Origin of the sequence: Cupriavidus sp. SW-Y-13 (assembly GCF_009793345.1) — a bacterium.
Taxonomy (GTDB): domain Bacteria; phylum Pseudomonadota; class Gammaproteobacteria; order Burkholderiales; family Burkholderiaceae; genus Cupriavidus.
Genome location: NZ_WHLX01000002.1, coordinates 273,531 through 296,396 on the forward strand (window position 1 = coordinate 273,531; position 22,866 = coordinate 296,396).

The 22,866-nt window shown below is 64.9% G+C and carries 26 protein-coding genes; 17 read left to right on the forward strand and 9 right to left on the reverse strand.

The window, feature by feature from the left end; translation table 11 throughout:
- Positions 1 to 76 precede the first annotated feature (76 nt).
- The gene (locus GA566_RS17095) at positions 77 to 1,096 is read right to left on the reverse strand and encodes a sigma-54 interaction domain-containing protein (RefSeq protein WP_370459319.1); all 1,020 of its coding nucleotides are present in this window, start codon (positions 1,094 to 1,096) and stop codon (positions 77 to 79) included.
- 326 nt (positions 1,097 to 1,422) lie between these two features.
- Here GA566_RS17095 and GA566_RS17100 point away from each other — a divergent pair, with 326 nt between their 5' ends.
- From GA566_RS17100 to GA566_RS17120, 5 genes are all read left to right on the forward strand, one after another.
- Positions 1,423 to 2,826 carry a sigma-54 dependent transcriptional regulator gene (locus tag GA566_RS17100; protein WP_137924777.1) on the forward strand — a complete coding sequence of 468 codons (1,404 nt, stop codon included), beginning with the start codon at positions 1,423 to 1,425 and terminating at the stop codon, positions 2,824 to 2,826.
- 105 nt (positions 2,827 to 2,931) lie between these two features.
- On the forward strand, positions 2,932 to 3,765 hold the full coding sequence (locus GA566_RS17105) for a HAMP domain-containing sensor histidine kinase (protein WP_237380437.1): 834 nt from the start codon (positions 2,932 to 2,934) through the stop codon (positions 3,763 to 3,765).
- Between the two features lie 149 nt (positions 3,766 to 3,914).
- Entirely contained in the window at positions 3,915 to 4,250 is a 336-nt protein-coding gene (locus GA566_RS17110) for a hypothetical protein (protein WP_237380438.1), read from the forward strand.
- Positions 4,251 to 4,345: 95 nt separating this feature from the next.
- A complete protein-coding gene (locus GA566_RS17115) occupies positions 4,346 to 4,912 on the forward strand; it encodes a hypothetical protein (protein WP_137924778.1) in 567 nt (188 codons plus the stop codon).
- Positions 4,913 to 4,964: 52 nt separating this feature from the next.
- Positions 4,965 to 5,441 carry a PRC-barrel domain-containing protein gene (locus GA566_RS17120; RefSeq protein WP_137924779.1) on the forward strand — a complete coding sequence of 159 codons (477 nt, stop codon included), beginning with the start codon at positions 4,965 to 4,967 and terminating at the stop codon, positions 5,439 to 5,441.
- A 67-nt stretch (positions 5,442 to 5,508) separates the two neighbouring features.
- Here the strand turns inward: GA566_RS17120 and GA566_RS17125 are convergent, their stop codons facing one another.
- Positions 5,509 to 5,862: a BON domain-containing protein gene (locus GA566_RS17125; RefSeq protein ID WP_137924780.1), complete on the reverse strand. Its 354-nt coding sequence runs from the start codon at positions 5,860 to 5,862 to the stop codon at positions 5,509 to 5,511.
- Between the two features lie 196 nt (positions 5,863 to 6,058).
- On the opposite strand from GA566_RS17125, the gene GA566_RS17130 reads away from it, so the two are divergent.
- The 5 genes from GA566_RS17130 to GA566_RS17150 all read left to right on the forward strand — a co-directional run bounded on the left by GA566_RS17130 (position 6,059) and on the right by GA566_RS17150 (position 10,569).
- On the forward strand, positions 6,059 to 6,592 hold the full coding sequence (locus GA566_RS17130; RefSeq protein ID WP_160473471.1) for a low affinity iron permease family protein: 534 nt from the start codon (positions 6,059 to 6,061) through the stop codon (positions 6,590 to 6,592).
- A 101-nt stretch (positions 6,593 to 6,693) separates the two neighbouring features.
- Entirely contained in the window at positions 6,694 to 7,899 is a 1,206-nt protein-coding gene (locus GA566_RS17135; protein WP_202126823.1) for a DUF3182 family protein, read from the forward strand.
- Positions 7,886 to 8,803: a S9 family peptidase gene (locus GA566_RS17140; protein ID WP_137924782.1), complete on the forward strand. Its 918-nt coding sequence runs from the start codon at positions 7,886 to 7,888 to the stop codon at positions 8,801 to 8,803. The genes GA566_RS17135 and GA566_RS17140 overlap by 14 nt, the downstream gene beginning before the upstream one ends.
- Positions 8,804 to 8,905: 102 nt before the next feature.
- Positions 8,906 to 10,027, forward strand: coding sequence for a DNA topoisomerase IB (locus GA566_RS17145; RefSeq protein ID WP_160473472.1), 1,122 nt, complete (start codon positions 8,906 to 8,908; stop codon positions 10,025 to 10,027).
- A gap of 128 nt (positions 10,028 to 10,155) precedes the next feature.
- The gene (locus GA566_RS17150; RefSeq protein ID WP_160473473.1) at positions 10,156 to 10,569 is read left to right on the forward strand and encodes a hypothetical protein; all 414 of its coding nucleotides are present in this window, start codon (positions 10,156 to 10,158) and stop codon (positions 10,567 to 10,569) included.
- A 15-nt stretch (positions 10,570 to 10,584) separates the two neighbouring features.
- Here GA566_RS17150 and GA566_RS17155 read toward each other — a convergent pair whose 3' ends face one another.
- A complete protein-coding gene (locus GA566_RS17155) occupies positions 10,585 to 11,169 on the reverse strand; it encodes a ParB/Srx family N-terminal domain-containing protein (protein WP_237380731.1) in 585 nt (194 codons plus the stop codon).
- A gap of 332 nt (positions 11,170 to 11,501) precedes the next feature.
- Between GA566_RS17155 and GA566_RS17160 the strand changes: the two genes are divergently transcribed.
- Genes GA566_RS17160 through GA566_RS17170 form a run of 3 tightly spaced genes read left to right on the forward strand, consistent with a single transcriptional unit; the run spans position 11,502 to position 13,492 of the window.
- Positions 11,502 to 12,359, forward strand: a complete 858-nt coding sequence (locus GA566_RS17160) for an SDR family oxidoreductase (protein ID WP_137924786.1) — start codon at positions 11,502 to 11,504, stop codon at positions 12,357 to 12,359.
- Between the two features lie 36 nt (positions 12,360 to 12,395).
- On the forward strand, positions 12,396 to 12,866 hold the full coding sequence (locus GA566_RS17165; protein ID WP_137924787.1) for a hypothetical protein: 471 nt from the start codon (positions 12,396 to 12,398) through the stop codon (positions 12,864 to 12,866).
- Positions 12,867 to 12,877: 11 nt separating this feature from the next.
- Positions 12,878 to 13,492: a ParB-like protein gene (locus tag GA566_RS17170; protein WP_160473475.1), complete on the forward strand. Its 615-nt coding sequence runs from the start codon at positions 12,878 to 12,880 to the stop codon at positions 13,490 to 13,492.
- A 63-nt stretch (positions 13,493 to 13,555) separates the two neighbouring features.
- Here the strand turns inward: GA566_RS17170 and GA566_RS17175 are convergent, their stop codons facing one another.
- From GA566_RS17175 to GA566_RS17190, 4 genes are all read right to left on the reverse strand, one after another.
- Complete coding sequence (locus tag GA566_RS17175) at positions 13,556 to 13,744, reverse strand: DUF3008 family protein (protein WP_137924789.1); 189 nt, start codon at positions 13,742 to 13,744, stop codon at positions 13,556 to 13,558.
- A gap of 29 nt (positions 13,745 to 13,773) precedes the next feature.
- Positions 13,774 to 13,932 (reverse strand): DUF3309 family protein, encoded by a 159-nt coding sequence (locus GA566_RS17180; RefSeq protein WP_137924790.1) that lies wholly within the window; start codon positions 13,930 to 13,932, stop codon positions 13,774 to 13,776.
- 214 nt (positions 13,933 to 14,146) lie between these two features.
- On the reverse strand, positions 14,147 to 15,304 hold the full coding sequence (locus tag GA566_RS17185; protein ID WP_137924791.1) for an iron-containing alcohol dehydrogenase: 1,158 nt from the start codon (positions 15,302 to 15,304) through the stop codon (positions 14,147 to 14,149).
- A 42-nt stretch (positions 15,305 to 15,346) separates the two neighbouring features.
- Complete coding sequence (locus GA566_RS17190) at positions 15,347 to 16,795, reverse strand: NAD-dependent succinate-semialdehyde dehydrogenase (RefSeq protein WP_137924792.1); 1,449 nt, start codon at positions 16,793 to 16,795, stop codon at positions 15,347 to 15,349.
- 165 nt (positions 16,796 to 16,960) lie between these two features.
- Here GA566_RS17190 and GA566_RS17195 point away from each other — a divergent pair, with 165 nt between their 5' ends.
- From GA566_RS17195 to GA566_RS17210, 4 genes are all read left to right on the forward strand, one after another.
- On the forward strand, positions 16,961 to 17,758 hold the full coding sequence (locus GA566_RS17195; protein ID WP_137924793.1) for an IclR family transcriptional regulator: 798 nt from the start codon (positions 16,961 to 16,963) through the stop codon (positions 17,756 to 17,758).
- Between the two features lie 259 nt (positions 17,759 to 18,017).
- Positions 18,018 to 18,971, forward strand: a complete 954-nt coding sequence (locus GA566_RS17200; RefSeq protein WP_160474636.1) for a peptidase U32 family protein — start codon at positions 18,018 to 18,020, stop codon at positions 18,969 to 18,971.
- Between the two features lie 53 nt (positions 18,972 to 19,024).
- Complete coding sequence (locus GA566_RS17205) at positions 19,025 to 19,957, forward strand: U32 family peptidase (protein WP_160473476.1); 933 nt, start codon at positions 19,025 to 19,027, stop codon at positions 19,955 to 19,957.
- Positions 19,954 to 20,475: an SCP2 domain-containing protein gene (locus GA566_RS17210; protein WP_137924795.1), complete on the forward strand. Its 522-nt coding sequence runs from the start codon at positions 19,954 to 19,956 to the stop codon at positions 20,473 to 20,475. The genes GA566_RS17205 and GA566_RS17210 overlap by 4 nt, the downstream gene beginning before the upstream one ends.
- On the opposite strand, the gene GA566_RS17215 is transcribed toward GA566_RS17210, so the two are convergent.
- The gene (locus GA566_RS17215; RefSeq protein WP_160473477.1) at positions 20,472 to 21,473 is read right to left on the reverse strand and encodes an Lrp/AsnC family transcriptional regulator; all 1,002 of its coding nucleotides are present in this window, start codon (positions 21,471 to 21,473) and stop codon (positions 20,472 to 20,474) included. The two genes, GA566_RS17210 and GA566_RS17215, sit on opposite strands and share 4 nt — an antisense overlap.
- Before the next feature lie 138 nt (positions 21,474 to 21,611).
- Positions 21,612 to 22,835 (reverse strand): MFS transporter, encoded by a 1,224-nt coding sequence (locus GA566_RS17220; RefSeq protein ID WP_237380441.1) that lies wholly within the window; start codon positions 22,833 to 22,835, stop codon positions 21,612 to 21,614.
- Positions 22,836 to 22,866 lie beyond the last annotated feature (31 nt).

Genomic DNA, 22,866 nt, shown 5'->3' on the forward strand with positions numbered 1-22,866 from the left:
TCAGGACAGCGGCACTTTTCCACGCAAAGGGGGGAAGCGGCGGAAGGAAGAAAAAGCGGGAAAAAGCGGGGCGGGATCAGCCCGCCCGGTAGACGTCCAGACGGTTGTAGAGCGTCTTGAGGCTGATGCCGAGCGCCTTGGCAGCCTGGCGTTTGTCGCCATCGAACTTGGCGAGGGTGGCGAGGATGATCTCGCGCTGCGTATCGGCCAGCGTGGTGCCCACGCGGACGCTGACCACGCCATCGACCGTGGTCGGGCGCGGTGGTTGACCCGCCAGCCCGGGGTTGCCGATCTCGATCTGGCGGTCTGCCAGGATATAGGCGCGGTAGATGGTGTTCTTCAGTTCGCGCACATTGCCGGGCCAGTCATAACGCGCGAGCCGCTCCAGCGAACCCGGCGCGAAGCTTTTCTCGGTCTGCTCCATCGCATTGAATTCTTCGAGGAAATGGCGCGCCAGCGGCACGATATCCTCGGTGCGCTCGCGCAGCGGGGGAATATGCAGCGGGAAGACGGCCAGGCGATACAACAGGTCTTCCCGTAGCTGGCCGCCGCGCACGGCATCCATCGGGTCGCGGTTGGTGGCTGCCAGGATGCGCACATCGCTGACCATGGGGGCGTCGCCGCCCACCCGATGGAACGACCGGCTTTCCAGCACGCGCAACAGCTTGATCTGCATCTCCAGCGGCATCTCGGTGACTTCGTCGAGAAACAGCGTGCCGCCCTGTGCCTGTTCGAAATATCCCGCCTTCTGCTCCAGCGCGCCCGTGAAGCCGCCTTTCTCGTGCCCGAACAATTCCGATTCGATCAGCGTCGGCGCAATGGCGCCGCAATTCACCGCCACGAAGGGGCCGGACTTGCGGGTGCTGCGTTCATGGACGGCCCGGGCCACCACTTCCTTGCCCGCGCCGCTTTCGCCCACGGCGAGCATCGTCACGTCGGTGGCCGCCACACGATTGAGTTGGCCGATCAGGCGCTGCATCGCCGGCGCGGTGCTCTCCCAGAACAGCGAGACCTGGGCGGGCACGGCGCGGCGCCCCGGGGTACGGAGGGCGGGCAGGGCGGAGCGTCCGGAAGGTAGCGTGGCGGTGGTTGACACGGATCGGGGAGTCGACGGTTCCCGGCAGCAGATGGCTGCCGGCGATGCACGGACTCGTTGCAATGGTGGATGATGCCTAGCATGCTATCTGCTCGCGCGCCGGGTGGCTACCGCCTGGGGCGCTGTCGCGGCATGATCCCACAGGCGTGTAAGACAGACACCGGCATAACCTTGAAGACTCGATCGCTACACTTCAGGCTATCGTTGTGCGCGTGCCATTCCCGTACAGGCTGTTGCGGGGTGCTGCCGTGCACAATGACAGATCAACCCAGCCCCCGGGCCCATGACAAACAGACGCCGGTCCGACGACGCCATCCGAATCTCCTATGCCACATATCCTGATCGTTGACGACGACGAAAACGCCTGCGCGGCGCTGGCGGAAATCGTGGCGATCGAAGGCTTTTCGTCCGGTACGGCCGGAAACCTTCGCGAAGCGCGCCTCCAGATCGGCTGGCGCATGCCCGACGCCATCCTGGCCGACCTTCGCCTGCCGGATGGCAACGGCATGGAACTGTTCGACGAAGTAGGTTCGAGCGGCGTCGAGGTGATTTTGACCACTGGCTATGCCAGCGTGGAATCCGCCGTGGAGGCGCTGCGCCTGGGCGCCACCGACTATCTGGTCAAGCCGATCAACGTCACGCGCCTGCAGACGGTGCTCAAGCGCATTGCCACCACCAGCGAACTGCGCGCCGAAGTGCATTCGCTGCGAGGCGAATTGCGCCGGTATGGCCGCTTTGGCCGCTTGCTCGGCAGTTCCGAAGCGATGCAGGTGGTGTACGACCAGCTGGGCAAGGTTGGCCCCACGGAGGCCACGGTGCTGCTGATTGGCGAAAGTGGCACGGGCAAGGAACTGGCGGCGCAGACGGTTCACGAACTGTCCGCTCGCCGTCGCCAGCCGTTCCTCGCAGTCAATTGCGGCGCCATCTCGCCCACGCTGATCGAGACCGAGATGTTCGGCCACGAACGCGGCAGCTTCACGGGGGCAGACCGCCAGCACAAGGGTTATTTCGAACGCGCCGATGGCGGCACGCTGTTCCTCGACGAAATTACCGAGATGCCGCTGGAATTGCAGGTCAAGCTGCTGCGCGTGCTGGAGACCGGCTCGTTCATGCGGGTGGGCACGAACCGCGAGACGCATGCCGATGTGCGGGTGCTGGCCGCTACCAATCGCAACCCCGAGGAAGCGGTGGCGGAAGGCAAGCTGCGTGCGGACCTCTATCACCGGCTCAATGTGTTCCCGATCGAATTGCCGCCGCTGCGTGCGCGCGGCGATGACGTGGTGCAGATCGGCAACACCATGCTCGAACAACTGAATGCGGAGCAGGGCACGCAGCGCCGGTTCTCGGCGACCGTGCTGGAAAGCCTGCGCATGCATTCCTGGCCGGGCAATGTGCGCGAGCTTCGCAATTTCGTGCAACGCGCCTACATCATGGCAGACCAGGATGTGATCACCGAAGTCCAGATTCCGCTGCAGGTGGCCGCCGCGCCCAGCGCGGGCAACGCGGTGGTATCGGTGCCGGTGGGCATGTCGCTGGCCGAAGCCGATCGCCAGTTGATATTTGCCACGCTGGAGCAGTGCTCCGGTGTGAAGAAACATGCGGCGGAAATCCTGGGTATCAGTTTGAAGACTTTGTACAACCGTCTGGAAGATTACGCAGCCAAGGGCGAACTGCCCGAGTGGCTGCGCGCATCGCGCAATGGTGAGGCCAGCCCGCCTCCAGCCTCGTGAAGCGGGATTTCGCACGCCGCATCGCGGGCGCGACGCTGCAGCGCACGGTTTTTGCGTGGGGAGTGAACGGCGTTTTCCGTTCGAATCGAATGTCTATGGATCACCATGGCTGACGCAACACCCCCACCTTCGCCATCCAGCGGCCCTTCCCCCGAAGGCTGCGATGCCTGCGATGCGCCGGCGCCGGTACACGGTATCGATGAAGTCTGCGCGCTGATCGAGCAGGTATCGCACGATTTGCGCTCGTCGCTGAACGCCATCCAGAGCTGGAGCTATGTGCTGGACCGTTCCATCGGTACGGTGGCGGCCCCGGCACAGCGCGCACTGGACGGCATGCGCGCGGGCATGAACCAGCAACTGGCCCTGATCGAGGAAATGGAAGAAGGGGTGCGCTTGCTGGCCGATGCGCGGGCGTCCGCCTGGGCCGAGACCGACCTGCGCGTGGAGGCTGGGCAGGCCATTGCCGACAAACGCCCGGCGGCCGAGGCGCGCGGCGTCATGATTGGATCGCTGGAATGCCAGGACCATGACGGAGAAGGCGGGGCCAGTTTCATGGTGCCGGGCGACTCCCTGCGTATCGCGCCGCTGCTGCGGCACCTGCTGACGCACTGCATCTGGCGCGCGCCAGCCGGCGGATCGGTACGCGTACACCTGACTGCCGAGGCGGATTACGTGAAATTCCGCATTACCGAAAGCGCGCCGCTGGAGCGTTCCCGCGGCGAATCGCGTCTCGCGGCGTTGTCGGAATTCTTCGACCGGCGCCCGCCTCCCGAAGGCGGTCACTCGCCCCGGCAAAGCGCCTCGCTGCTGTTGACGCGCCGCATGGTGGAAATGCAGGGCGCGGTGTTGACCGCAGAGAACCAGGACTGCGACAGCGACAACGTCTCCGTGTGCATTGCGGTACGTTTCCCGCGCACGTCGGGTGCGGTAGCAGCCTGATCGTGACGCAGTAGTTTTTACCGCAGGGCGCACAAACTGCAGCGACGGTTGCGCCTCCCCAGCCCCGCGCTGTGCCCTGCAGCCGACCTTCCACGGCTGGCCCATCCCTTGCATCGTCTCTCCTCGGAAACCCAATCCGGAGAGACGCCATGCCAAATGCCAAGCCTTCCGCAAAGCCGTCCACCAGGACCTCCGATAAATCGGGCAGCACCAGGTCCGACAAGACACAGGACAAGGCCCACAAAGCCAAGACCTATCAGTCTGCCGTGGACGATGCGCTCGATATGACGTTCCCCGCCAGCGATCCTATTTCGCCCGGTGCTGCCCAGCATGCCGAACGGCAGACGCAGACTGCGCGCGACGATGTGGACTGGAAGCTCAAGAAAGGCAGCGAGCACCAGCCAGCGGGAGATACCGCCGCAGCGGACCGTCCGGGCGCCAGCGACAAGGGCGCCAAGGCGGCAAAGGGCGGGAAGAAGCACTGAAGCCCGCACAACGCGCCAATCCTTGGGGTGCGTCGCTGCCGCTGCACGCGCGACTCCACCACCGCATTGCAACATGCCTTGAACGGAGCCACAGGATGTCTACGATCATCGCAGGACGTTTCGAAACGTTTGCCCACGCCGAGACCACCGCAACGCGTTTGATGGCGAAAGGCGTCAGGCAGGACGATCTGACCATGTTTTATGTGAACCCGCCGGGACAGCACGGCACCTACCCGATTGGCGGCGATGAAGCCGTGGACCCGGGTGCGAAGCACGCGGGCAGGGGCGCCGGGCGCGGCGTGTTGATGGGTGCCGCACTCGGTGCCGGTGTCGGTATCTGCCTGGCCGCTGCATTACGCGCCTGGTATGCCGCACCGCCGCAACCGTGGGTGCTGATCCTGGTACTGGTGTGTGCCACGGGAGTCGGTGCGTATGCAGGATCGCTGATGGGCGCGTTGTCGCAGACCAGTGGACGCAATGTGCGGGTGCGGCATGCCGGTGTACTGCTGGCCGCGCACGTCAGTTCCGACAACACTTCACTAGTGGCCAACGAACTGCGCCAGAACGGCGCACAGGATGTTGAGCGCGCCGATGGCCAATGGCGCGATGGAAATTGGGAAGACTTCGATCCGCTGGTGCCGCCCGTACCGGTGGGTCGTTGATGATTCGTGGATGTCGTACTCGTGAATGTCGTTCACCTAGGAGGAATCGCACATGAAGCCCTTGGACCCGCAAGTACCGCCGCAATCGCCATCGGCCGCTCAGGCCCGGGGCGCATCGATCATCGGTGACGCCGAGCAGAAGAATGGCATTGGCTGCGGACCATTCGTGATGGCCGCCGACACGCTCGAAGGCAACAAGGTCGTGGACCCGTCGGGCGAGGAAATCGGCACCATCGACCACATCATGCTGGACGTGCTGGGCGGGCGGATTGCCTATGCCGTGCTGGCGATGGGCGGCTTCCTGGGCATCGGCGAGAAGCTGCACGCACTGCCATGGTCGGCATTGACGCTGGATACGCGCCGCAAGTGTTTCGTGCTGGGCGTGGAAAAGGAACGCATCAAGGCCGCGCCCGGTTTTGACAAGGAGCATTGGCCCACCATGGCCAACTCGCAATGGGCCACCACCATTCACGAGTACTACGGCATCTCGCCGTACTGGGAGAAGGATCGATACGATCCGTGGAACTGAGCCTGAGCGCTCCATACGAGACAAGCCCCGGCATTTTCCGGGGCTTTCTTGTGGCGCTGTTGCGGCCTTATACCTTGTGGTTCACCTGTCCGGGCGGCTTCTCGGCAGGGTCCGCGCGCATGCCGGTGGCGCGTTCCGGCTGGCCCGGCGGCAAGGGGGGTGGTGGCACGCGTGTGGTGAGCTGATTGGAAACGCCGAGGATGCCGGGCGGCGTCGATGCCGCTTTCTCGATCCGCTGCGACAGGTCGATATCTTCCACCTGTCCCGATAGCGTGACGCGTCGATCCACCACGTGGACGGTGACGTTGTCGGGCATATCGCCCCCGCAGATTTCGGCCACGCAGGTGCCGACGCGTTCGCGCAGCATTTCGTCCTCTTCTTCCGGACGGGTTTCGTTCAGGGCTTGGCTTTCCGTGGGCATGGCAATCCTTGTGTGAGTACGACTGAGCGATGGGACGCAATCGTCATGCCTGCCACGACGCTTGCCGTACGTCGCCATGCTTGTAATAACGACACGTCACGGCGCGGGACGACGGTCGTGTAGGACGCCACCGGCTTATCTGTCAATCGAGTGCTTCCTACAATGTAGACAGTCTGGACAGAAAGGGAGGGGCTTCATGGACAAGCCCGTGCATCGCCGGATTCTTCACCTTTTCGACCGGTTCGCCGGTGCTGCAACGCGGCAAGCCGGGTCTCCGGCGGCCTTCGTGCTCGCGTTGTTCGTGGTCGTGGTTTGGGCGATCACAGGGCCGATGTTCGGCTACTCCGAAACCTGGCAACTGGTGATCAACACCGGCACCACGATCGTGACGTTCCTGATGGTGTTCCTGATCCAGCAGAGCCAGAACAAGGATTCGGTTGCCGTGCACCTGAAACTCAACGAGTTGCTGGCGTCGCATCGCGAGGCGAGCAACCATCTGGTGGCCATCGAGGATCTCGACGAGGAAGAACTGCGCCAGTTGGTGGAGTTCTACCGCAAGCTGGCCAAGCTGGCCGATGAAGAGGGCGGCGTGAAATGCAGCCACTCCATCGACGAAGCGCACCAGAACCACCAGGACAAGATGAAAGCGCAACGGGCACGGCGCGGCGATGCGCAGGATATCGCCGCTGGCAGCCGCACCGGGCGCGCGCCGCAAAAGAATGCCGCATAGAAGAATGCCGCAGGCACGCTTCTGGCAACGCGTGCAGGGAAACTTCAGCGTAGTCCAACCCATGTAGTCCAACGCGGCCACAGTCCGCACAGGAGCCCACCTTGGCAACGACGGCGACTCCCGAAGCAGTGGCGCACGGCAGGGCGGGCGAGCCTGCGATTGCGCCTGACGCAGAACAGCGTACCGACCACCGCGATGTCCGCGTGGTGCTATATGGCCGTGCGGATTTCAACGACCCGGCCAGCCATCAGGGCACCACGCTCAAGGGTATTGCGGAGCGGGTGGCGCGGCTCGCGGGCTTTCAGTTCGCGGGCAGCTACGATGCCAACACGCATGTGCCCTCGGCAGGGCGCTTCTACTTCATTCCCGCAGATACGCTGGTGGGCGTAGACACCGCGCGCCAGCTTGGCATCCAGAGCCTTGCCGACCTGTTCGGCGGCGTGGTGCCGCATGCCTTTATCGGCACGAAGGCGATCTCGCACGGACTCATCGCACCCGATGCGCGTGCGCCGGAGGGCTGGAGCGAAGAGTTTGCCGCACAGGTGAAGCCGCATGTGCTGCCCGGCTTCACGGCATTCACGCTCGACGACGCGCGCCGTGCCGCGCTGGCGATGCTCGACGAGGGCGCGGTGCGCATCAAGGAACCTTGCGGGATCGGCGGGCTCGGACAACAGGTGGTGGCGGACGAGGCGGAACTCGATGCCGCGCTGCAATCCCTCGATGCGGAGCGCGTGGCGGACGAGGGGCTGGTGGTGGAGCGCAATCTCGACGCCGTGACCACGTTCAGTGTCGGGCAGGTGGAAGTGGGCGGGCTGCAGGCCAGCTATTGCGGCACGCAGGATCTGACGCCGAACAACTCGGGCCAGCAGGTCTATGGCGGGTCCACACTGCGCGTGGTGCGCGGTACGCTGGAAAACCTGCTGGCGCATCCGATCGAAGCCCACTTGCACGAGGCTGTGCGCGCCGCCATCGCCTATCACGCGGCGGCAGTGGCGTGCTTTCCCGGCGTGCTGGTGTCGCGCTGCAACTATGACGTGGCGATGGGCACCGCCGGTGGCGTGCAGCGGCTGGGCGTGCTGGAGCAATCCTGGCGCGTAGGCGGCGCCACGGGCGCGGAGCTGGCAGCGCTGGCCGCGTTCCAGGCAGACCCGGCCTGCGTGCGTGCCACGGCCTGCACGCGGGAAATCTATGGCGCCAACCCCAAGGTGCCCGAAGATGCCGACGTTTACTTCCAGGGCGAAGACCGCAACGTCGGCGCACTGACCAAGTACGCGAGACTGGAGTCCGTATCCGATGGCCACACATGAAGAATCCATAAAGATCCATACCGATGGAGGCATGATTGCCGGCACGGTGATTTCACCGGCCACCAAGCTGCCCGGCGTGCTGTTCGTGCACGGCTGGGGCGGCAGCCAGCAGCAATACCTGGCGCGCGCGCGGGAGGTGGCCGGTATCGGCGCCGTCTGCATGACGTTCGACCTGACCGGACACGCCGGCACCTCCTCCCAATACGAAACCGTCAGTCGCATGCGCAACCTGGCCGATGTGCTGGCCGCCTACGATGTGCTGGTGCGGCATCCTGAAGTGGATCGCAACGCCATCGCCGTGGTGGGCAGCAGCTACGGTGGCTACCTCGCGGCGGTGCTGTGCGAACTGCGGCCCGTGCGATGGCTGGCGTTCCGTGCGCCCGCGCTGTACATGGACAGCGGCTGGGAGTCTCCGAAGCGGCAACTGCATGTGGATCAGGACCTCGTGGCGTATCGCCGCAAGGTGGTGCCCGCCGAGACCAATCGCGCGCTGCGCAGTTGCGCCAATTTCAAGGGTGACGTGCTGGTGGTGGCGTCGCAGCACGACAACATCGTGCCGCATACGGCGGTACTCAGCTACGTGGATGCCTGCATCCAGGCCAGCTCCATCACGTACCGCGTGCTCAAGGGTGCCGATCACGGGCTGACCACCGAGGACAGCCAGCGCGCCTACACCAAGCTGTTGCTCGGCTGGCTGCGCGAGATGGTGACCGAGGCACGGACCGGTCCGGCGATTCCCTCGCGTCCGGCGAAGGCATCTTCCCCCATGGCGGATGCCGACGATGGCATCGATCCGAACAGCGGCGCAGACGCCGCGAAGCAAGCCATGGCCGTGGCCGATGGCGATGAGGACGACAACGATCCCCAGCGCATCGCCGCGCAGCCCGCCCGTGCCGCGGAATAGCGACGGTTTGCAGGACTTGCAAGTTTGCAGCGAAGATGTGTTTTGAGCCGGTAATAACTGCAATGCCTGGCGGCATGGCCGGACGCGCACGGGAGCCAGTCGATGGCACGCCTTGTGCGTCTGCGCAGCCACATGAAAGCCGCCACCACTCCCGCCGCAGAACAGGATCGTCCGCCAGCCGGTGCGCCCATCGAGGTGGCGTTGCGCAAGATAGGGCTGCATCACGTCGACGACGGCGAACCCGGTATCACGCGTCGACGCAGCGGCAAGGGCTTCGTGTATGAGACGCCCGCAGGCAAGCGCGTGGATGCCGCGACACAGGCCCGCATCGACGCGCTGGCGATCCCGCCGGCGTACGAATCAGTCTGGGTGTGTTGCGATCCGGCTGGACACCTGCAAGCCACGGGTCGCGATGCGCGCGGCCGCAAGCAATACCTCTATCACGCGGACTGGGCCGCGCTACGCGACGCTGACAAGTACGCGCGGCTGATGGCATTCGGTCACGCGCTGCCGCGCCTGCGGGGCCGCCTGTCACGCGATCTTGCGCGCAACGGCATGCCGCGCGAGAAAGTGCTGGCTGCCGTGGTGACGCTGCTCGATGCCACGCTGGTACGCGTGGGCACGCCGCGCTATGCCGAAGAGAATCGCACGTATGGCCTGACCACGCTGCGACGCAAGCATGTGGCCGTGCGCGGCAGCCGGTTGCGCTTCCAGTTCACGGGCAAGAGCGGCGTCACGCACGATGTGTCGGTCAACGACGCGCGGCTTGCACGCATCGTACGCAATTGCACCGAACTGCCGGGTCAGAGTCTGTTCAAGTACAAGGACCCCGACGGCCAAGTGCGCGAAATCGGATCGGCGGACGTCAACGCTTACTTGCAGGAAGTCACGGGCGGCGAATTCACCGCCAAGGATTTTCGTACGTGGGCCGGCAGCGTGCATGCGCTGGCGCTGCTGCGCAAGACCTCTGCCGATAGCGAAACCGCGCGCAAGAAGGCGGTGGTCGATGTCATCAAGGAAGTGGCACGCCGGCTACGCAATACGGTGGCTGTCTGCCGCAAATGCTATGTCCATCCCGATGTGCTGGCCGCGTTCATGACCGACACGTTGCACGCTTTACCGGCACCGCGTGCAGGCGTGCGCCTGCGCATGGACGAGGCGCGGCTGCTGGTGTTGCTGGAAGCCACGCTGGCGCCCCCGCGCGCGTCGCGTCGCGCCGCATGATCCGTGCGCGATGACCGGCACGCCTATTGCATGGTTTCACGCATCAACAACAAGCAGAACGTGCAATCGAGGCCAAGGTGGAACACGCAGTCATCAGTTGCCTGCAGGCTGACAGCAGCAGCCCGGCAATGCATTCTTCGGAAGCCGCCTATGTGTCGCTTCCCGCTGCTGAATCTCTCCCCCCTGACGTGGCGCCACGCGCCCCCACTGCACGGCCACGCGCCGTGCGTGGGTCCGACGCGCGCCAGACACGCGTGTTGATGCAGGCATTGTGCGAGATGCGGATCGAACTCGGTGGCAACGAGGCGCCGTGGTGTCCGGTGACCATGGAAAGCCGACAACTTGCCACCAGGGCGCTGTGGCAGAACCGCGAACGCGCGCTGTATGTGCAACCCGATATCGAACGCGATGTCGAAGCGCGCCTCGATGCGGGATTCCGCCACGCACGCAACGGCGCATCGCGTGACGCCGCAGCCGAATTCAAGCGCGCCTACCTGCTGCTGTGCTGTGTGCTGGCGCACGCGCGAGATATCGCACCCTGACTGTCGCCGCGCCAGTCACGGGCCGATGTAGCCTGGCAGTCCGCGTGCCTTCTTGCTCAGTGCCAGTTGCACGGCGTTTGCCAGTGCCGTGGCAAAGCCGTGGTGGGTATCGAACGATGGCGCGATGTGCTTGCGGAAGAAGTCGGCCCAGCGGAAATCGGGATAGGCCGCCTTGACCTTGCGATAGCCACCGGAGAGTTGCACGAATGCCTCCAGGGTGCGATACGGATCATCGCGCATGCCGTGGATATCGGGCGGCAGTGCCGAGATCGGGCAACGCTTGCCGTGCTCGTCGTAGGGATGAACCATGTGGTGATCCACCATGTATTTCCAGAACTCGCGCGTGGACAGGTGACTGAGATCGGCCCGCACGATGGCGGGCACCATCACGATGCCCATCTCGTGCCACGCGCGTACCCAGTGATGATGGTCCACCACGTAGAGCGATTGCTCCGGGCCAAGAACCACATGGATGCGATGCTTGTCCAGGAAGGCGGGCAGGTCCGCATGGGAGAGCCGCCGCGTCACGTGGATTTTCTGCTCGACGTGATACTTGCCGGCGGTGATCTGCGTGGGCCGCAAATGATCCACGGGCACCATCAGCCCCGCGCCCTCGCGCAAGACGCGCTTGCGTTTGCCCTTGCCCGAGGGCTTCTTATCCTTCTTTGACGTCGCGTCCGGTGTGGCTTTCGGTGTGGATTTGGGTGTGGTTTTTTTCGGCATGGCAAGTCTTGGCGGCTGAGGCAACGACTGGGCGCTGCAAGCTTCATGCCTTGCATTGTTCGCGTGGAGAAGGCAATCCTTGCCATCGCTTGTAACCCCGCGTGTAACCGTTACGCGATGGCGCGGAGTGACGACCCTGCGCCTGTACCAGACGGCGACGGCACGGATTTTGCGCCTGGTTTGCGCGATGCCAACTATGAGGAGGGCCCATGTCGACACCGAAGAAAGTGCCGGCCCAGCATCAGTCGCGGCAACCCGGCGTGGAGGCACACATGGAGCCTCGGCCGGACAGCGGCGCCGACGACTACGTGGGCAGCGGACGATTGAAAGGAAAGGTGGCGCTGGTGACGGGCGGCGACAGTGGCATCGGGCGTGCCATCGCCGTGGCCTTCGCGCGTGAAGGGGCCGATGTGGCGTTCGCCTACCTGGACGAGCACGAGGATGCGAAGGAGACCGAGCGCCTGATCGAGGAAGCCGGGCAGGGGGCGCTGGCCTTGCCTGGCGACATCGCGGACGTGGCCCAGGCAGACAAGATCGTGGCCGATACCGTTGCGCGCTTCGGCCGGCTCGACATCCTGATCAACAATGCGGCGGAACAGCATCCGCAGGACGACATTGAAGACGTGACACCGGATCAGGTGGAAGCCACGTTCCGCACCAATGTCTTTGCGATGTTCCACGTCACGCGTGCCGCCATGCCCCATCTGGGCAAGGGCGCATCGATCCTGAACACGACCTCGGTAACCGCCTATCGCGGTAGCGCGCATCTGCTCGACTACTCGGCGACGAAGGGCGCCATTGTCGCGTTCACGCGCTCGCTGGCACTGCAGGTGGTCAAGCGCGGCATACGCGTCAACGGGGTGGCGCCGGGTCCGATCTGGACGCCGCTGATTCCCTCCACGTTCACGGCGGAGGAAGTGTCGGAGTTCGGCAGCAAGACCCCGATGGGGCGGCCCGGCCAACCCTTCGAGGTGGCGTCGGGCTATGTCTTCCTGGCCTCGGATGCGGCCAGCTATATCACTGGCCAGATCCTGCACATCAACGGTGGGGAAGTGGTCAACGCATAGCGTTCAAGGTGTGAATTCAACACGGAGGAAACGATCATGTCATCGATAGTTGCCGGGCGTTTCGCGTCCATTCCCGAGGCCGAGCAAGCGGCCCAGAAGTTGTACGACAGGGGCTTTTCGGTCTGGGATGTGTCGATCATGTCGGTCGATCCCGGCGGCGCGCGCGCACCGGGCGTGCTGCTCGCCGCGCGGGCCGGCGGCGAGCGCCGGGAAGAAGTGCTGTCCGTGTTGCGCGAGGGGGGCGCCGCGGATTGCGAACGCGCCAAGGGTCATTGGGAAGGCGGACGCTGGACCGATTTCGATCCAAAGCGCGCCCCCTCGCTGGTGGATGCCCCGGAGGGCGAATGCTGGCCTGTGCCAGGCAAGCGCGAAACGGCGGATTCCGCCCATACGAACCATGCCGCCCCGGTCGCCAGGGAGGCCGTGGCGGAAGACAGTACCGGTAACGAAGACCCCGGCAGCGAACTGGAGCACTACGTAGACCGCCAGGTCGCGAGCCATAACTAGTCAGGGGGCATATGTCGCGCAAGGAAATGGCGGAACTCGATACGCTGCGTCCCACGCAGATCACGCTAGGCCTCTACCAGATGCATGAGAAGGCGGAGGTCAGCAACAAGCCGCGCAGTGACGCGGCGCGCAAGCGCTTCATGGAAAGTCATCGCATCCAGACCATCGCGGGTCCGGGCGGCGCACTCTATATCGCCGATCATCACCATTGGGCGCGTGCGTGGCTCGAACTGGGCTGGGAGTCCGCGCCCGTGGAGGTGATAACGGATCTGAGCAATCTGTCGCCCGGCAAGTTCTGGAAGCGCATGCGTGCGATGGGGCATGTGCATCCGTATGACGAGCATGGCAAGCGGCTCGAGATCGATGCACTGCCTGCCACGCTGATGGCGATGCGCGATGATCCGTATCGCAGTCTCGCGGCATTCACGCGCAATGCCGGCGCGTATCGCAAGCCAGGCAATGCATACGGTGACTTTCGCTGGGCCGCATTCTTCCGTCGTCATGTCGAGGAAGACTTGCAGAGCATCGCAGGGTTTGCGCGGGCAATGACGATCGCCATTCCGCTGGCCCGCAGCAGCAAGGCCAGGACGCTGCCGGGTTTTATCGGCAAGTACGTGCCGGAGTGATCGATAAAAAAACACCGCCTCCGCGCATGACGCGGAGGCGGTGTTGTCGTGCGCAGCACCCTGTCAGCTTTTGGATTTGTGCTGCGGCTTTCCCTTCTGGCTGGTACTCGCCATCTTTTTCAGTTCCGTCTCGCTCATCGACTTTGCCATCGACTTCGAGGCGCCCTTGAGCGTACTGGCCTTGCGCTCGCCGCGCTTGGCGGACAACGCCGCGCCTGCGGCCATCTGCTGCGCCTTGGATTTCGCTGGCATCGCTGACTCCTTCGAGAAAAATTCGAGACCTATATGCGACCGAGGACCACAAGGATGACGACGATCAGGACGATAAGCCCCAGGCCACCGCTCGGGCCGTAACCCCATCCGGAGCTGTAGGGCCATGTCGGCAAGGCACCCAGCAACAGAAGAATAAGAATGATCAGAAGAATGGTACCGATGCCCATGTTTTGCTCCTTTATTGTGGCGCTGGCGCACGGCGGAGAATGCATGTCCGCGCGCTTTGTCCCGGTATGTTCAGGTTAGGACAGCGCCGGTGCGCATTAAGGCGGGCAGGGGCTGAAATCGGTGTAGGAATATGACGACGCCACATGGAAAATGCCGCAGCGCACCTTGCGGGCGTGCTGCGGCAATATGGCCGACGCGGTAAAAATAGCGGCGTCAGAATGCGGCGCGATAGATCGACAGGGCGTCCGCTTCGGTGACTTCGCGCGGATTGTTCACCAGCAGGCGCGTCTGCAGCATGGCGTCGCTGGCCATGCGAGGCAGGTCACTTTCCGCTACGCCCACTTCGCGCAACGTGCGCGGAATGCCGGTAGCCTCGACCAGTCCTTCGATATGCGCGATCAGTGCAGCGGTCTTGGTTTCGTCGCTGCCAGTGGTGCCGGGCAGCACCACGTCGCAAAGTTCGGCATAGCGCTTGCAGGCGGCTGGCGCGTTGAACTTCATCACGTGCGGTAGTACCAGCGCATTGGAGAGACCGTGCGCCACGTGGAAGATGCCACCGATCGGATAGGCCAGGGCATGCACGGCGGCCACGGGTGAGTTGGCAAATGCCTGTCCCGCGAACATCGCGCCCAGCAGCATGGCTTCGCGCGCGTTGCGGTCGTGGCCATTCTCGCAGGCGAGCATCAGGTTCTGCGAAAGCAGTTGCAGGGCGCGCACCGCCAGCATGTCGGAGACCGGGTTCTTCAGATGCGCGCTCGTATAGGCCTCGATCGCGTGGACCATCGCGTCGATGCCGGTGGCAGCCGTGGCGCCGCGCGGCAATCCCAACGTGAGTTCCGCATCGAGAATCGCCAGGTCGGCAAACAACTGCGGCGCGACCACACCCATCTTGGTGGTCTCGCCCGTGGTAACGATGGATACCGCCGTGACTTCGGAGCCCGTGCCCGCCGTGGTCGGCATCTGCACGAGCGGCAGCCGCGTGCCGGTGACCTTCTTCACACCGTACATGTCCTTGAGCGATTGCGTGGCCGGCAGCAGCACGGCAATCAGCTTGGCCACGTCCATCGACGATCCCCCGCCCAGCCCCAGCACCACCTCTGCATGGGCAGCGCGCGCGCGCTCGGTGGCTTCGAGCACCACGTGTTCGGGCGGGTCCGCGATGACGTCGTCGATCACGGTGACTTCCCACGCATGCTTGCCGAGGTCATCGAGTGCAGGGGCCAGCAGCCCGCTCTTCGCGAGAAAGCCGTCGGTGACCACGCAGAGGCGACGCGCCTGCGGAAAGGATTCGCGCAGCAGCGCGCCAAGCCGGCGCGCCGCGCCGAATTCGACGATCACGGTTGGCGCGGTCTGGAAACGGAAGGGGTTCATCGATGTCTCCGGATGTCTAGGATCTCTGAGTAGTGGGCCGCCTTACATTTGCAGGCAAAGATACTTGATCTCGAGATATTCCTCGATGCCATGGCGCGAACCTTCGCGGCCGACGCCGGATTGCTTGATGCCGCCGAACGGCGCCACCTCGTTCGAGATCAGGCCCGTATTCAGGCCCACCATGCCGTATTCGAGTGCTTCACCGGTGCGCCAGGCGCGAGCGATATCGCGCGTGTAGAGGTAGGCGGCGAGTCCGAACTCGGTGGCGTTGGCGGCGGCAATCGCGTCTTCATCGCGCTGGAAACGGAACAGCGGTGCCACCGGTCCGAAGATTTCTTCGCGCGCCACGCGCATGTCGGCGGTGGCATCGGCGATCACGGTCGGCGTGTAGAACGTGCCGCCCAGCTTGTGCGTGCCGCCGCCGGTCAGCACGCGGCCGCCCTTGGCTGTGGCGTCCTCCACGAGCGAAGCCACCTTCTTGATGGCCTTCTCTTCGATCAGCGGTCCGATCACCACGCCGTCTTCCAGCCCATTGCCCACGCGCAACTGGCCGGTGCGTTCGGCAAACTTTGCAGCGAACGCATCGTAGATGCCGTCCTGGATGTAGAAGCGATTGGCGCAGACGCAGGTCTGTCCGCCGTTGCGATACTTGGCCGCGATGGCACCTTCCACGGCAGCATCGACATCGGCATCGTCGAACACGATGAACGGCGCATTGCCGCCGAGTTCGAGCGACAGGCGCTTGATGGTGGGCGCCGATTGCGCCATCAGGATGCGGCCCACTTCCGTGGAGCCCGTAAACGACAGCTTGCGCACGATGGGGCTGCCGGTCAGCACCGCGCCAATGGTTTTCGAATCACCGGTAACCACTTGCAGCACGCCTGCGGGCACGCCGGCGCGATGCGCAAGTTCAGCCAGTGCAAACGCAGAGAGCGGCGTCAGCTCGGCGGGCTTGATGACAATGGCGCAGCCGGCAGCCAGTGCGGGCGCGGCCTTGCGCGTGATCATCGCAGCCGGGAAATTCCACGGCGTGATGGCGGCGCAGACGCCTACCGGCTGGCGCAACGTGACGAGGCGCTTGTCTGCGGCAGGCGTGGCCAGCACTTCGCCATCCACGCGCTTGGCTTCTTCCGCGAACCACTCGATAAAGCTGGCGGCATAGGCGATCTCGCCCCTGGCCTCGGCCAGCGGCTTGCCTTGCTCGCGCGTCATCAGCAGGGCGAGGTCGTCGGTGTTGGCGATCATCAGGTCGAACCAGCGGCGCAGGATCGTGGCGCGCTGCTTGCCGGTCTTCGCGGCCCATTCCTTCTGCGCGGCCTCGGCGGCAACGATGGCACGTTCGGTCTCGGCGGCGCCCAGGTCCGCGACGCGGGCGATGACCTCGCCCGTGGCCGGATCGGTCACATCGAACGTGGCGCCGGAGTCGGCGGCCACCCAATTGCCATCGATATAAGCCTGTTGGCGGAACAGCGAGGGGTCTTTGAGTTGCATGGCGGGGGTTTCCGGGTTGCGTGGAAGTTCGGGTTGCCTATGTTCAATAGGTTGAACTAGTATTCGGTATGTGGAACGACCATCAAATCATACGCCCATGCCGGAAAGACTGCCAGTGGGGCGTGGCCGTTCCCTCAATCTTGAATCCGTCGCTACTGCCGCCTCATGCCCAAGTCCACTTACTCGCCTGACGATGCCGCACGCCCCACCTCGCCAGCGGTGGTACGCGCCGTCCAGGTGATCGACGCCATCGCCGCCGCGTCCGATCCTCTGACGCTGGCCGACCTGACGCGGCTGACCGGCGCACCCAAAAGCTCGCTGCACGGCATGTGCGACACGCTCGTCCAGTTGCAACTGCTCAAGCGGCTGCCCAATGGCGCGATGGCGCTGGGTCCGCACGTCATGGGCTGGGCCAATGCCTTCCTGTCGCAGACGCAGATCACCGGGGAGTTTCACGCGATGTGGAGCGAGACCGATGCGTTTCACGATGCCACGGTCACGTTGTCGATGCTCGACGGGACAGAGGTGGTCTATCTGGCATGCCAGAACGGCGACCGGCCGCTCGGTGTGACGTTCCGCATCGGCATGCGGCTGCCCGCGCCTTATACCGCCACGGGCAAGGCCATCCTGAGCACGCTGCATACGGCGGATGTCCACCACATGTTTGCCCATGGCCTGCCGCCGCCGCTCACGCGCGCGAGCGTGGCATCGGCCGCGCAGTTGATCGACGAACTCGAGCAGGTGCGCAGCGACGGCTATTCGATCGACAACGGGCAGATGAGGGAAGGCATGACGTGCTTTGGTGCGCCGGTGTTCGATGCCACGCGATCGGTGGCCGCCGGGGCCGTGGCGGTGAGTTACCTGAGCAGCGAGATCGACGCGGCTACCGGGCAGGCGATCGGGCGGCAGGTGCGCGCGCTGGCCAATCGGCTGTCGGCACGGTTGGGTGCGGCCATCCCCTGATGGGGGGAGGGCTGTGACGGGCGTGCTGTGGGGTTCCCGCGTAGACGGATTCTTTTGCGCGACATCAATAGTACGGCTTCGTTGAATGGCTAGCATCCGACAGTTCCTTTCCCGGATGCCCGCAATGACTGCAGTCACGGCCGATGCCACCGGCCGCCTTCCAGATTCTCCTCCCGAGACGCCGTATTCCACTTCCGAGCAGCGCATCATCCGGCGGCCCCAGCTTGTGGCGCCCGCCGGTTCCCTCGCCGCACTGCGCATGGCGTTGCAGCACGGCGCCGATGCCGTCTACCTGGGGCTGCGCGATGCCACCAACGCGCGCAATTTCGGTGGACTCAATTTCAGCGAAGACGATATCCGCAAGGGCGTGGCCGAAGCCCATGCGCGTGGCGCAGAGGTGCTGTTCGCGATCAATACCTTCGCGCAGATGGGCCAGGTCGAACGCTGGCACCACGCTGTGGATGCGGCGGCTGGACTGGGCGCCGATGCGGTGATCATGGCCGACGCCGGCCTGATTGCCTACGCCGCCAGACGGCACCCCTCGCTGCGCATCCATCTTTCCGTGCAGGGTTCCGCTACCCATCTCGACGCCATCGCGTTGATGCGCCAGCAGTTCGGCATTCGCCGCGTGGTGCTGCCGCGCGTCTTGTCCGTGCCGCAGATCGCGAAGCTGGCGCGGCAGACCGATATGGAGCTGGAGGTGTTCGGCTTCGGCAGCCTGTGCGTGATGGCGGAGGGCCGCTGCCTGCTGTCGTCGTATGCCACCGGCGATTCGCCGAACAACAAGGGCGTCTGCTCGCCCGCGCACGCGGTGCGATGGGACGAACACGACGGCACGATGGACGCGCGCCTCTCGGGCATCCTGATCGACCGCTACGCGCCGGGTGAGCCCGCCGGCTATCCCACGCTCTGCAAGGGACGGTTCACGGTGGAAGGCGAGCGCGGTTATGTACTGGAGGAACCCACGAGCCTGAACGCGGTGTCGCTGTTGCCGGCGCTGATCGACATGGGCATCGCCGCCATCAAGATCGAGGGTCGGCAACGCAGCCCGCGCTATGTGGCCGATGTGGTCGGTGTGCTGCGCGCCGCCATCGACGACGCCTGCCGCGATCCGAAACGCTTTTCCCCGCGCCAGGAATGGCAGGCTACGCTGGGCCGCCACGCAGAAGGCGACCAGGTGACCCAGGGGGCGTACGACAGGCCCTGGCGCTGACGTCTACCGTCTCCCGTCGCGGCAACTTCTGTTCCCCACTTTCCATCACAACCATGCCCACGTCCCTCGTATTCCCACCCGAGCGCGATGACTTTCGCATTGCGCTCGGGCCCCTGCTTTACTACTGGCCGCATCGGTCGGTCCTGTCCTTTTATGCCGCTGTGGCCGATCTGCCTGTGGATCGTGTCTATCTGGGCGAGACCGTCTGCACGCGCCGCCATGAATTGCGCTTCGCCCAATGGATTGAGATTGCGCAGATGCTGCGCGAGGCGGGCAAGCAGGTGATCCTGTCCACGCCGGTGCTGGTCGAGTCCGAATCGGATATCGCCGTCATGCGCCGCGTCTGTGCGCAGGACGATTTCCTGGTGGAGGCCAATGACCTCGGCGCGGTGCGCTGCATGGAGCGCCGGCCTTTCGTCGGCGGTCCGCATCTGAATGTCTATCACGCGGACACGCTGGCGTGGCTGGACCAACTGGGCGCCGTGGGGTGCACGGTGCCGGTGGAGATGGACGGGCGCTCGATGTTGTCGTTGAGCGCGGCCCGCCCGGCCGGCATGACGCTGGAGGCGATGGTGTGGGGACGCATGCCGCTGGCGTTCTCGGCGCGTTGCTTCACGGCGCGCCATCATCGGCTGCGCAAGGATGCCTGCGAGTTCCGGTGCCTGGAGTATCCCGACGGCCTGGTGGCCAACACGGGCGAGGGCCAGGCATTCTTCACGCTCAATGGCATCCAGACACAAAGCGCAACGTGCCTCGACCTGTGTGGCGAAGTCTCGAACATGGCAGCCGGGGGTATCGACTACGTGCGCGTGAGTCCGCATGCGACCGGCACATTCGAAGCCATTGCGCATCTCGACGCCATCCGGCGGGGCGATTCCATGGCGGCGCCCAGTCCCGCGATGCCGGCGGGCGCCCAGCCGAGCAACGGGTATTGGACGGGTGCCCCGGGCATCCAGTGGATTGCGCAGGAGCACGCAGAGGCATGACGATCCTGAACACGATGATGACGCGGGTGCATCGGCGTATGCCTGCCCCGCTGCGCGCGGCACCGTTGGTGGCTGCACTGGAAGCGATGCGTCGCGCGGGATGGATGGAGCCGCCTGCTGCGCTTGAAGGCCGGACCTTCTCGCTGACCGTCGACGACATGGGGCTGGAAGTGCGTTTTCGCTGCCGGGACGGAAAATTCCGGGCTGGACCGTTCGACGGCGCCGAAAGCGATCTGACGCTGCACGCCAATGCGCTCAGCTATCTGCGTTTGATCGGCGGGGATGCCGATACCGATACGCTGTTTTTCCAGCGGCGGCTGTCGATACGCGGTGACACGGCACTCGGGCTCGAAGTGAAATACTGGCTCGATGCCGCGCCCCGGCCCGAGTGGCTGGGGGCACTGGCGCGGCGGCTGGCGTTGCTGTTTCCGGAGCCTGCGGCGACGCCGGCGCAAACGACTGCGCACGCATCCTCGCCAACTTCCTCGCCAACTTCCTCGCCAACATCCACTGGCTAGAACTCGGGCATGACGCTGCCGTAGTGCGTGCCGCGCTGCTTGTAGCAGTGGCTGGCACGCAGCACGGCACTTGGCGCGTGGGCGAGGTCGTCCATCGCATGGAAGCGTGCGAGCGTTGTGGCGAGTTCCTGTTCGCTGCGCGCATGAACCATGGCGAAGAGGTTGTACTGCCACGTGGGCAAGCGACGCGGACGGCGGAAACACATCGTGACGTACGGCACCTGGGCCAGCCGTACCCCGACCGAATCCACGCGATTGTCGGGCACATTCCAGACACACATGACATTGTGCGTATAGCCGAAATGGCGGTGGCGCAGGATGGCGCCGAAACGCCGGATCACGCCGGACTGGCGCCACGCGGTAAGCCGTCTCAGCGTTTCTGGCAACGACAATCCGCTACGCCGCGCGAGCGCGTGATAGGGATGCGGCGTCAGCGGCAGGCCCACCTCCAGCGCGGCAGCCAGACGCCAGTCGGCCTCGTCGAGCGCTGGCCGTACCGGGTGCTTGAGGCTGCTGGGTTTGTCCAACGCGTCCGGTCCGTGGCAGCCGTGGCCGGGCGCCAGCGGCAGGCCCAGGTCGGCCCGGTACTCCCTTTCCAGCGGCAGGTCGATGGGGCGCTGGCCCACATCCGCGCCAATGCGGTTCAGCACCTCATCGAGCAGAACCTGATCCCGCGCACCGGCCACGAACCAGAGGTTGAAACGATGGCCGTCGCGCACGTGGCTCTGGCTGATGGCGGGATCGTCGTTGATGCGCTCCACGACGCGCTCAAGTCGGGCAACGGGAATGTTCAGCGCCGCAACGGTGCTGGCCCCGATGGTATTCGGTGCGAACACGGCACCGATTCGGCTGATGCGGCCGCTGCCCACATCGCGTGCGAGCAGGCTCAGAACGGTGTGTTCGGCGAGGTCGAACGCCTCGCCAGTGGAAAGGTAGGGACGCGCATGGAGCGGGAAGTCGTGCTGGATGCGCTGGTACAGCTTGTTTTCATCGAACATGGCAGACGGGCGACCGGGACTGGACGCGTAACAAGGCGTGGAGTCAATGCGCAGGTGCCGTGTCTTGCTATGAACCGGAGCACGCCCGCATCATGCGGGCATCATGTGGAAGTTGGACCGTCCCCTCGTTGATACGGGTCAAGCGGCGTCCAGATGGTAGGCCGACGCAATCGCCGTCGCCCGTTGCTCCATCCGTACGGCGAGCAGCGCGATACCGAGTGCGGCCAGCGGGGCGAGTGCGGCGATCCACGGCAATGCGCCGAGCCCCAATGCACGTTCGACCACGACGCCACCCAGCCACGCCCCAAGACCGTTACCCAGGTTGAACGCCGCGATGTTGAAGCTCGAGGCAAGGTTTTCACCAGCGCCGCGCGCATGGCGCAGCACGCGCAGTTGCAGCGGAGAGACCGTGGCGAACGCTGCGATGCCAAGCAGGGCGATGAAGACGGTCATGCCAGCCTGGTGGTGCAGCGTCAGCGTCATGGTGGCAAGCACCAGGGTCAGCGCCAGCAGCGCGCCCAGGAGAGCGCCCGTGGGACGGCGGTCCGCCATGCGTCCGCCGATGATGTTGCCGACGATCATGCCGCCGCCGAACAGCAGCAGGATGGGCGATACAGCGCTTTCGCCGAACCCTGTCACGCGCGTCAGCAGCGGCTGGATATAGGTGATCACCGCGAAGACGCCCATCGATTGCAGCACCGTCATGAGCAGCCCGAGTTGGACCTGCGGCCGGACCACCGTGCGCAGTTCATCGATCAGGCGAACCGGCGCGGAGTCGTCGCGGCTCGACTTCACCAGCAGCGCGATCACGATCAGCGAGATCACACCGATCACCGTCATTGCCCAGAACGTCGAGCGCCATCCCATATGCAGGCCGAGCCAGGCACCAGCCGGCATGCCGAGCAGCGTGGCGAGGGTCAGGCCCGAGAACATGATCGAGATAGCCGATGCCTTGCGGTTCGGTGGCACCAGGCTGGTGGCGACCACTGCGCCGACGCCGAAGAACGTGCCATGCGTCAGTGACGTGACCACGCGCGCAATCATCAGCGTGGTGTAGTCCGGCGCCAGCGCGCAGGCGGCGTTGCCGATGGTGTAGATCGCCATGAGCGCCATCAACACCGCCTTTCGCGGCATGCGGCGCGTCAACAGCGTCAGGATGGGCGCGCCGGCAAAAACGCCCAGCGCGTAGCCGGACACCAGCATGCCAGCGGCGGCGATGGTCACGTGAAGGTCTGCCGAGACCTGCAACAGCAGACCCATGATCACGAACTCCGCGCAGCCGATGCCGAAGGACCCGGCAGTCAGCGCATAGAGTGCGGCCGGCATGCGTGAGCCGGTGTTGGGAGCGAGGGTAGGGGGCATGGGGTTTCGTCTGAGAAAGCGGGCGCGGGAG

Coding starts and splice junctions, on each gene's coding strand:
- GA566_RS17100 (WP_137924777.1), top strand. CDS start 1,423: ATGCCACATATCCTGATCGTTGACGACGACGAAAACGCCTGCGCGGCG.
- GA566_RS17165 (WP_137924787.1), top strand. CDS start 12,396: ATGTCATCGATAGTTGCCGGGCGTTTCGCGTCCATTCCCGAGGCCGAG.
- GA566_RS17215 (WP_160473477.1), bottom strand. CDS start 21,473: ATGTTCGATGAAAACAAGCTGTACCAGCGCATCCAGCACGACTTCCCG.
- GA566_RS17120 (WP_137924779.1), top strand. CDS start 4,965: ATGAAGCCCTTGGACCCGCAAGTACCGCCGCAATCGCCATCGGCCGCT.
- GA566_RS17185 (WP_137924791.1), bottom strand. CDS start 15,304: ATGAACCCCTTCCGTTTCCAGACCGCGCCAACCGTGATCGTCGAATTC.
- GA566_RS17180 (WP_137924790.1), bottom strand. CDS start 13,932: ATGGGCATCGGTACCATTCTTCTGATCATTCTTATTCTTCTGTTGCTG.
- GA566_RS17155 (WP_237380731.1), bottom strand. CDS start 11,169: ATGGTGCCCGTGGATCATTTGCGGCCCACGCAGATCACCGCCGGCAAG.
- GA566_RS17195 (WP_137924793.1), top strand. CDS start 16,961: ATGCCCAAGTCCACTTACTCGCCTGACGATGCCGCACGCCCCACCTCG.
- GA566_RS17160 (WP_137924786.1), top strand. CDS start 11,502: ATGTCGACACCGAAGAAAGTGCCGGCCCAGCATCAGTCGCGGCAACCC.
- GA566_RS17205 (WP_160473476.1), top strand. CDS start 19,025: ATGCCCACGTCCCTCGTATTCCCACCCGAGCGCGATGACTTTCGCATT.
- GA566_RS17210 (WP_137924795.1), top strand. CDS start 19,954: ATGACGATCCTGAACACGATGATGACGCGGGTGCATCGGCGTATGCCT.
- GA566_RS17115 (WP_137924778.1), top strand. CDS start 4,346: ATGTCTACGATCATCGCAGGACGTTTCGAAACGTTTGCCCACGCCGAG.
- GA566_RS17170 (WP_160473475.1), top strand. CDS start 12,878: ATGTCGCGCAAGGAAATGGCGGAACTCGATACGCTGCGTCCCACGCAG.
- GA566_RS17125 (WP_137924780.1), bottom strand. CDS start 5,862: ATGCCCACGGAAAGCCAAGCCCTGAACGAAACCCGTCCGGAAGAAGAG.
- GA566_RS17190 (WP_137924792.1), bottom strand. CDS start 16,795: ATGCAACTCAAAGACCCCTCGCTGTTCCGCCAACAGGCTTATATCGAT.
- GA566_RS17175 (WP_137924789.1), bottom strand. CDS start 13,744: ATGCCAGCGAAATCCAAGGCGCAGCAGATGGCCGCAGGCGCGGCGTTG.
- GA566_RS17145 (WP_160473472.1), top strand. CDS start 8,906: ATGGCACGCCTTGTGCGTCTGCGCAGCCACATGAAAGCCGCCACCACT.
- GA566_RS17140 (WP_137924782.1), top strand. CDS start 7,886: ATGGCCACACATGAAGAATCCATAAAGATCCATACCGATGGAGGCATG.
- GA566_RS17150 (WP_160473473.1), top strand. CDS start 10,156: ATGCATTCTTCGGAAGCCGCCTATGTGTCGCTTCCCGCTGCTGAATCT.
- GA566_RS17110 (WP_237380438.1), top strand. CDS start 3,915: ATGCCAAATGCCAAGCCTTCCGCAAAGCCGTCCACCAGGACCTCCGAT.
- GA566_RS17200 (WP_160474636.1), top strand. CDS start 18,018: ATGGCGTTGCAGCACGGCGCCGATGCCGTCTACCTGGGGCTGCGCGAT.
- GA566_RS17105 (WP_237380437.1), top strand. CDS start 2,932: ATGGCTGACGCAACACCCCCACCTTCGCCATCCAGCGGCCCTTCCCCC.
- GA566_RS17220 (WP_237380441.1), bottom strand. CDS start 22,835: ATGCCCCCTACCCTCGCTCCCAACACCGGCTCACGCATGCCGGCCGCA.
- GA566_RS17130 (WP_160473471.1), top strand. CDS start 6,059: ATGGACAAGCCCGTGCATCGCCGGATTCTTCACCTTTTCGACCGGTTC.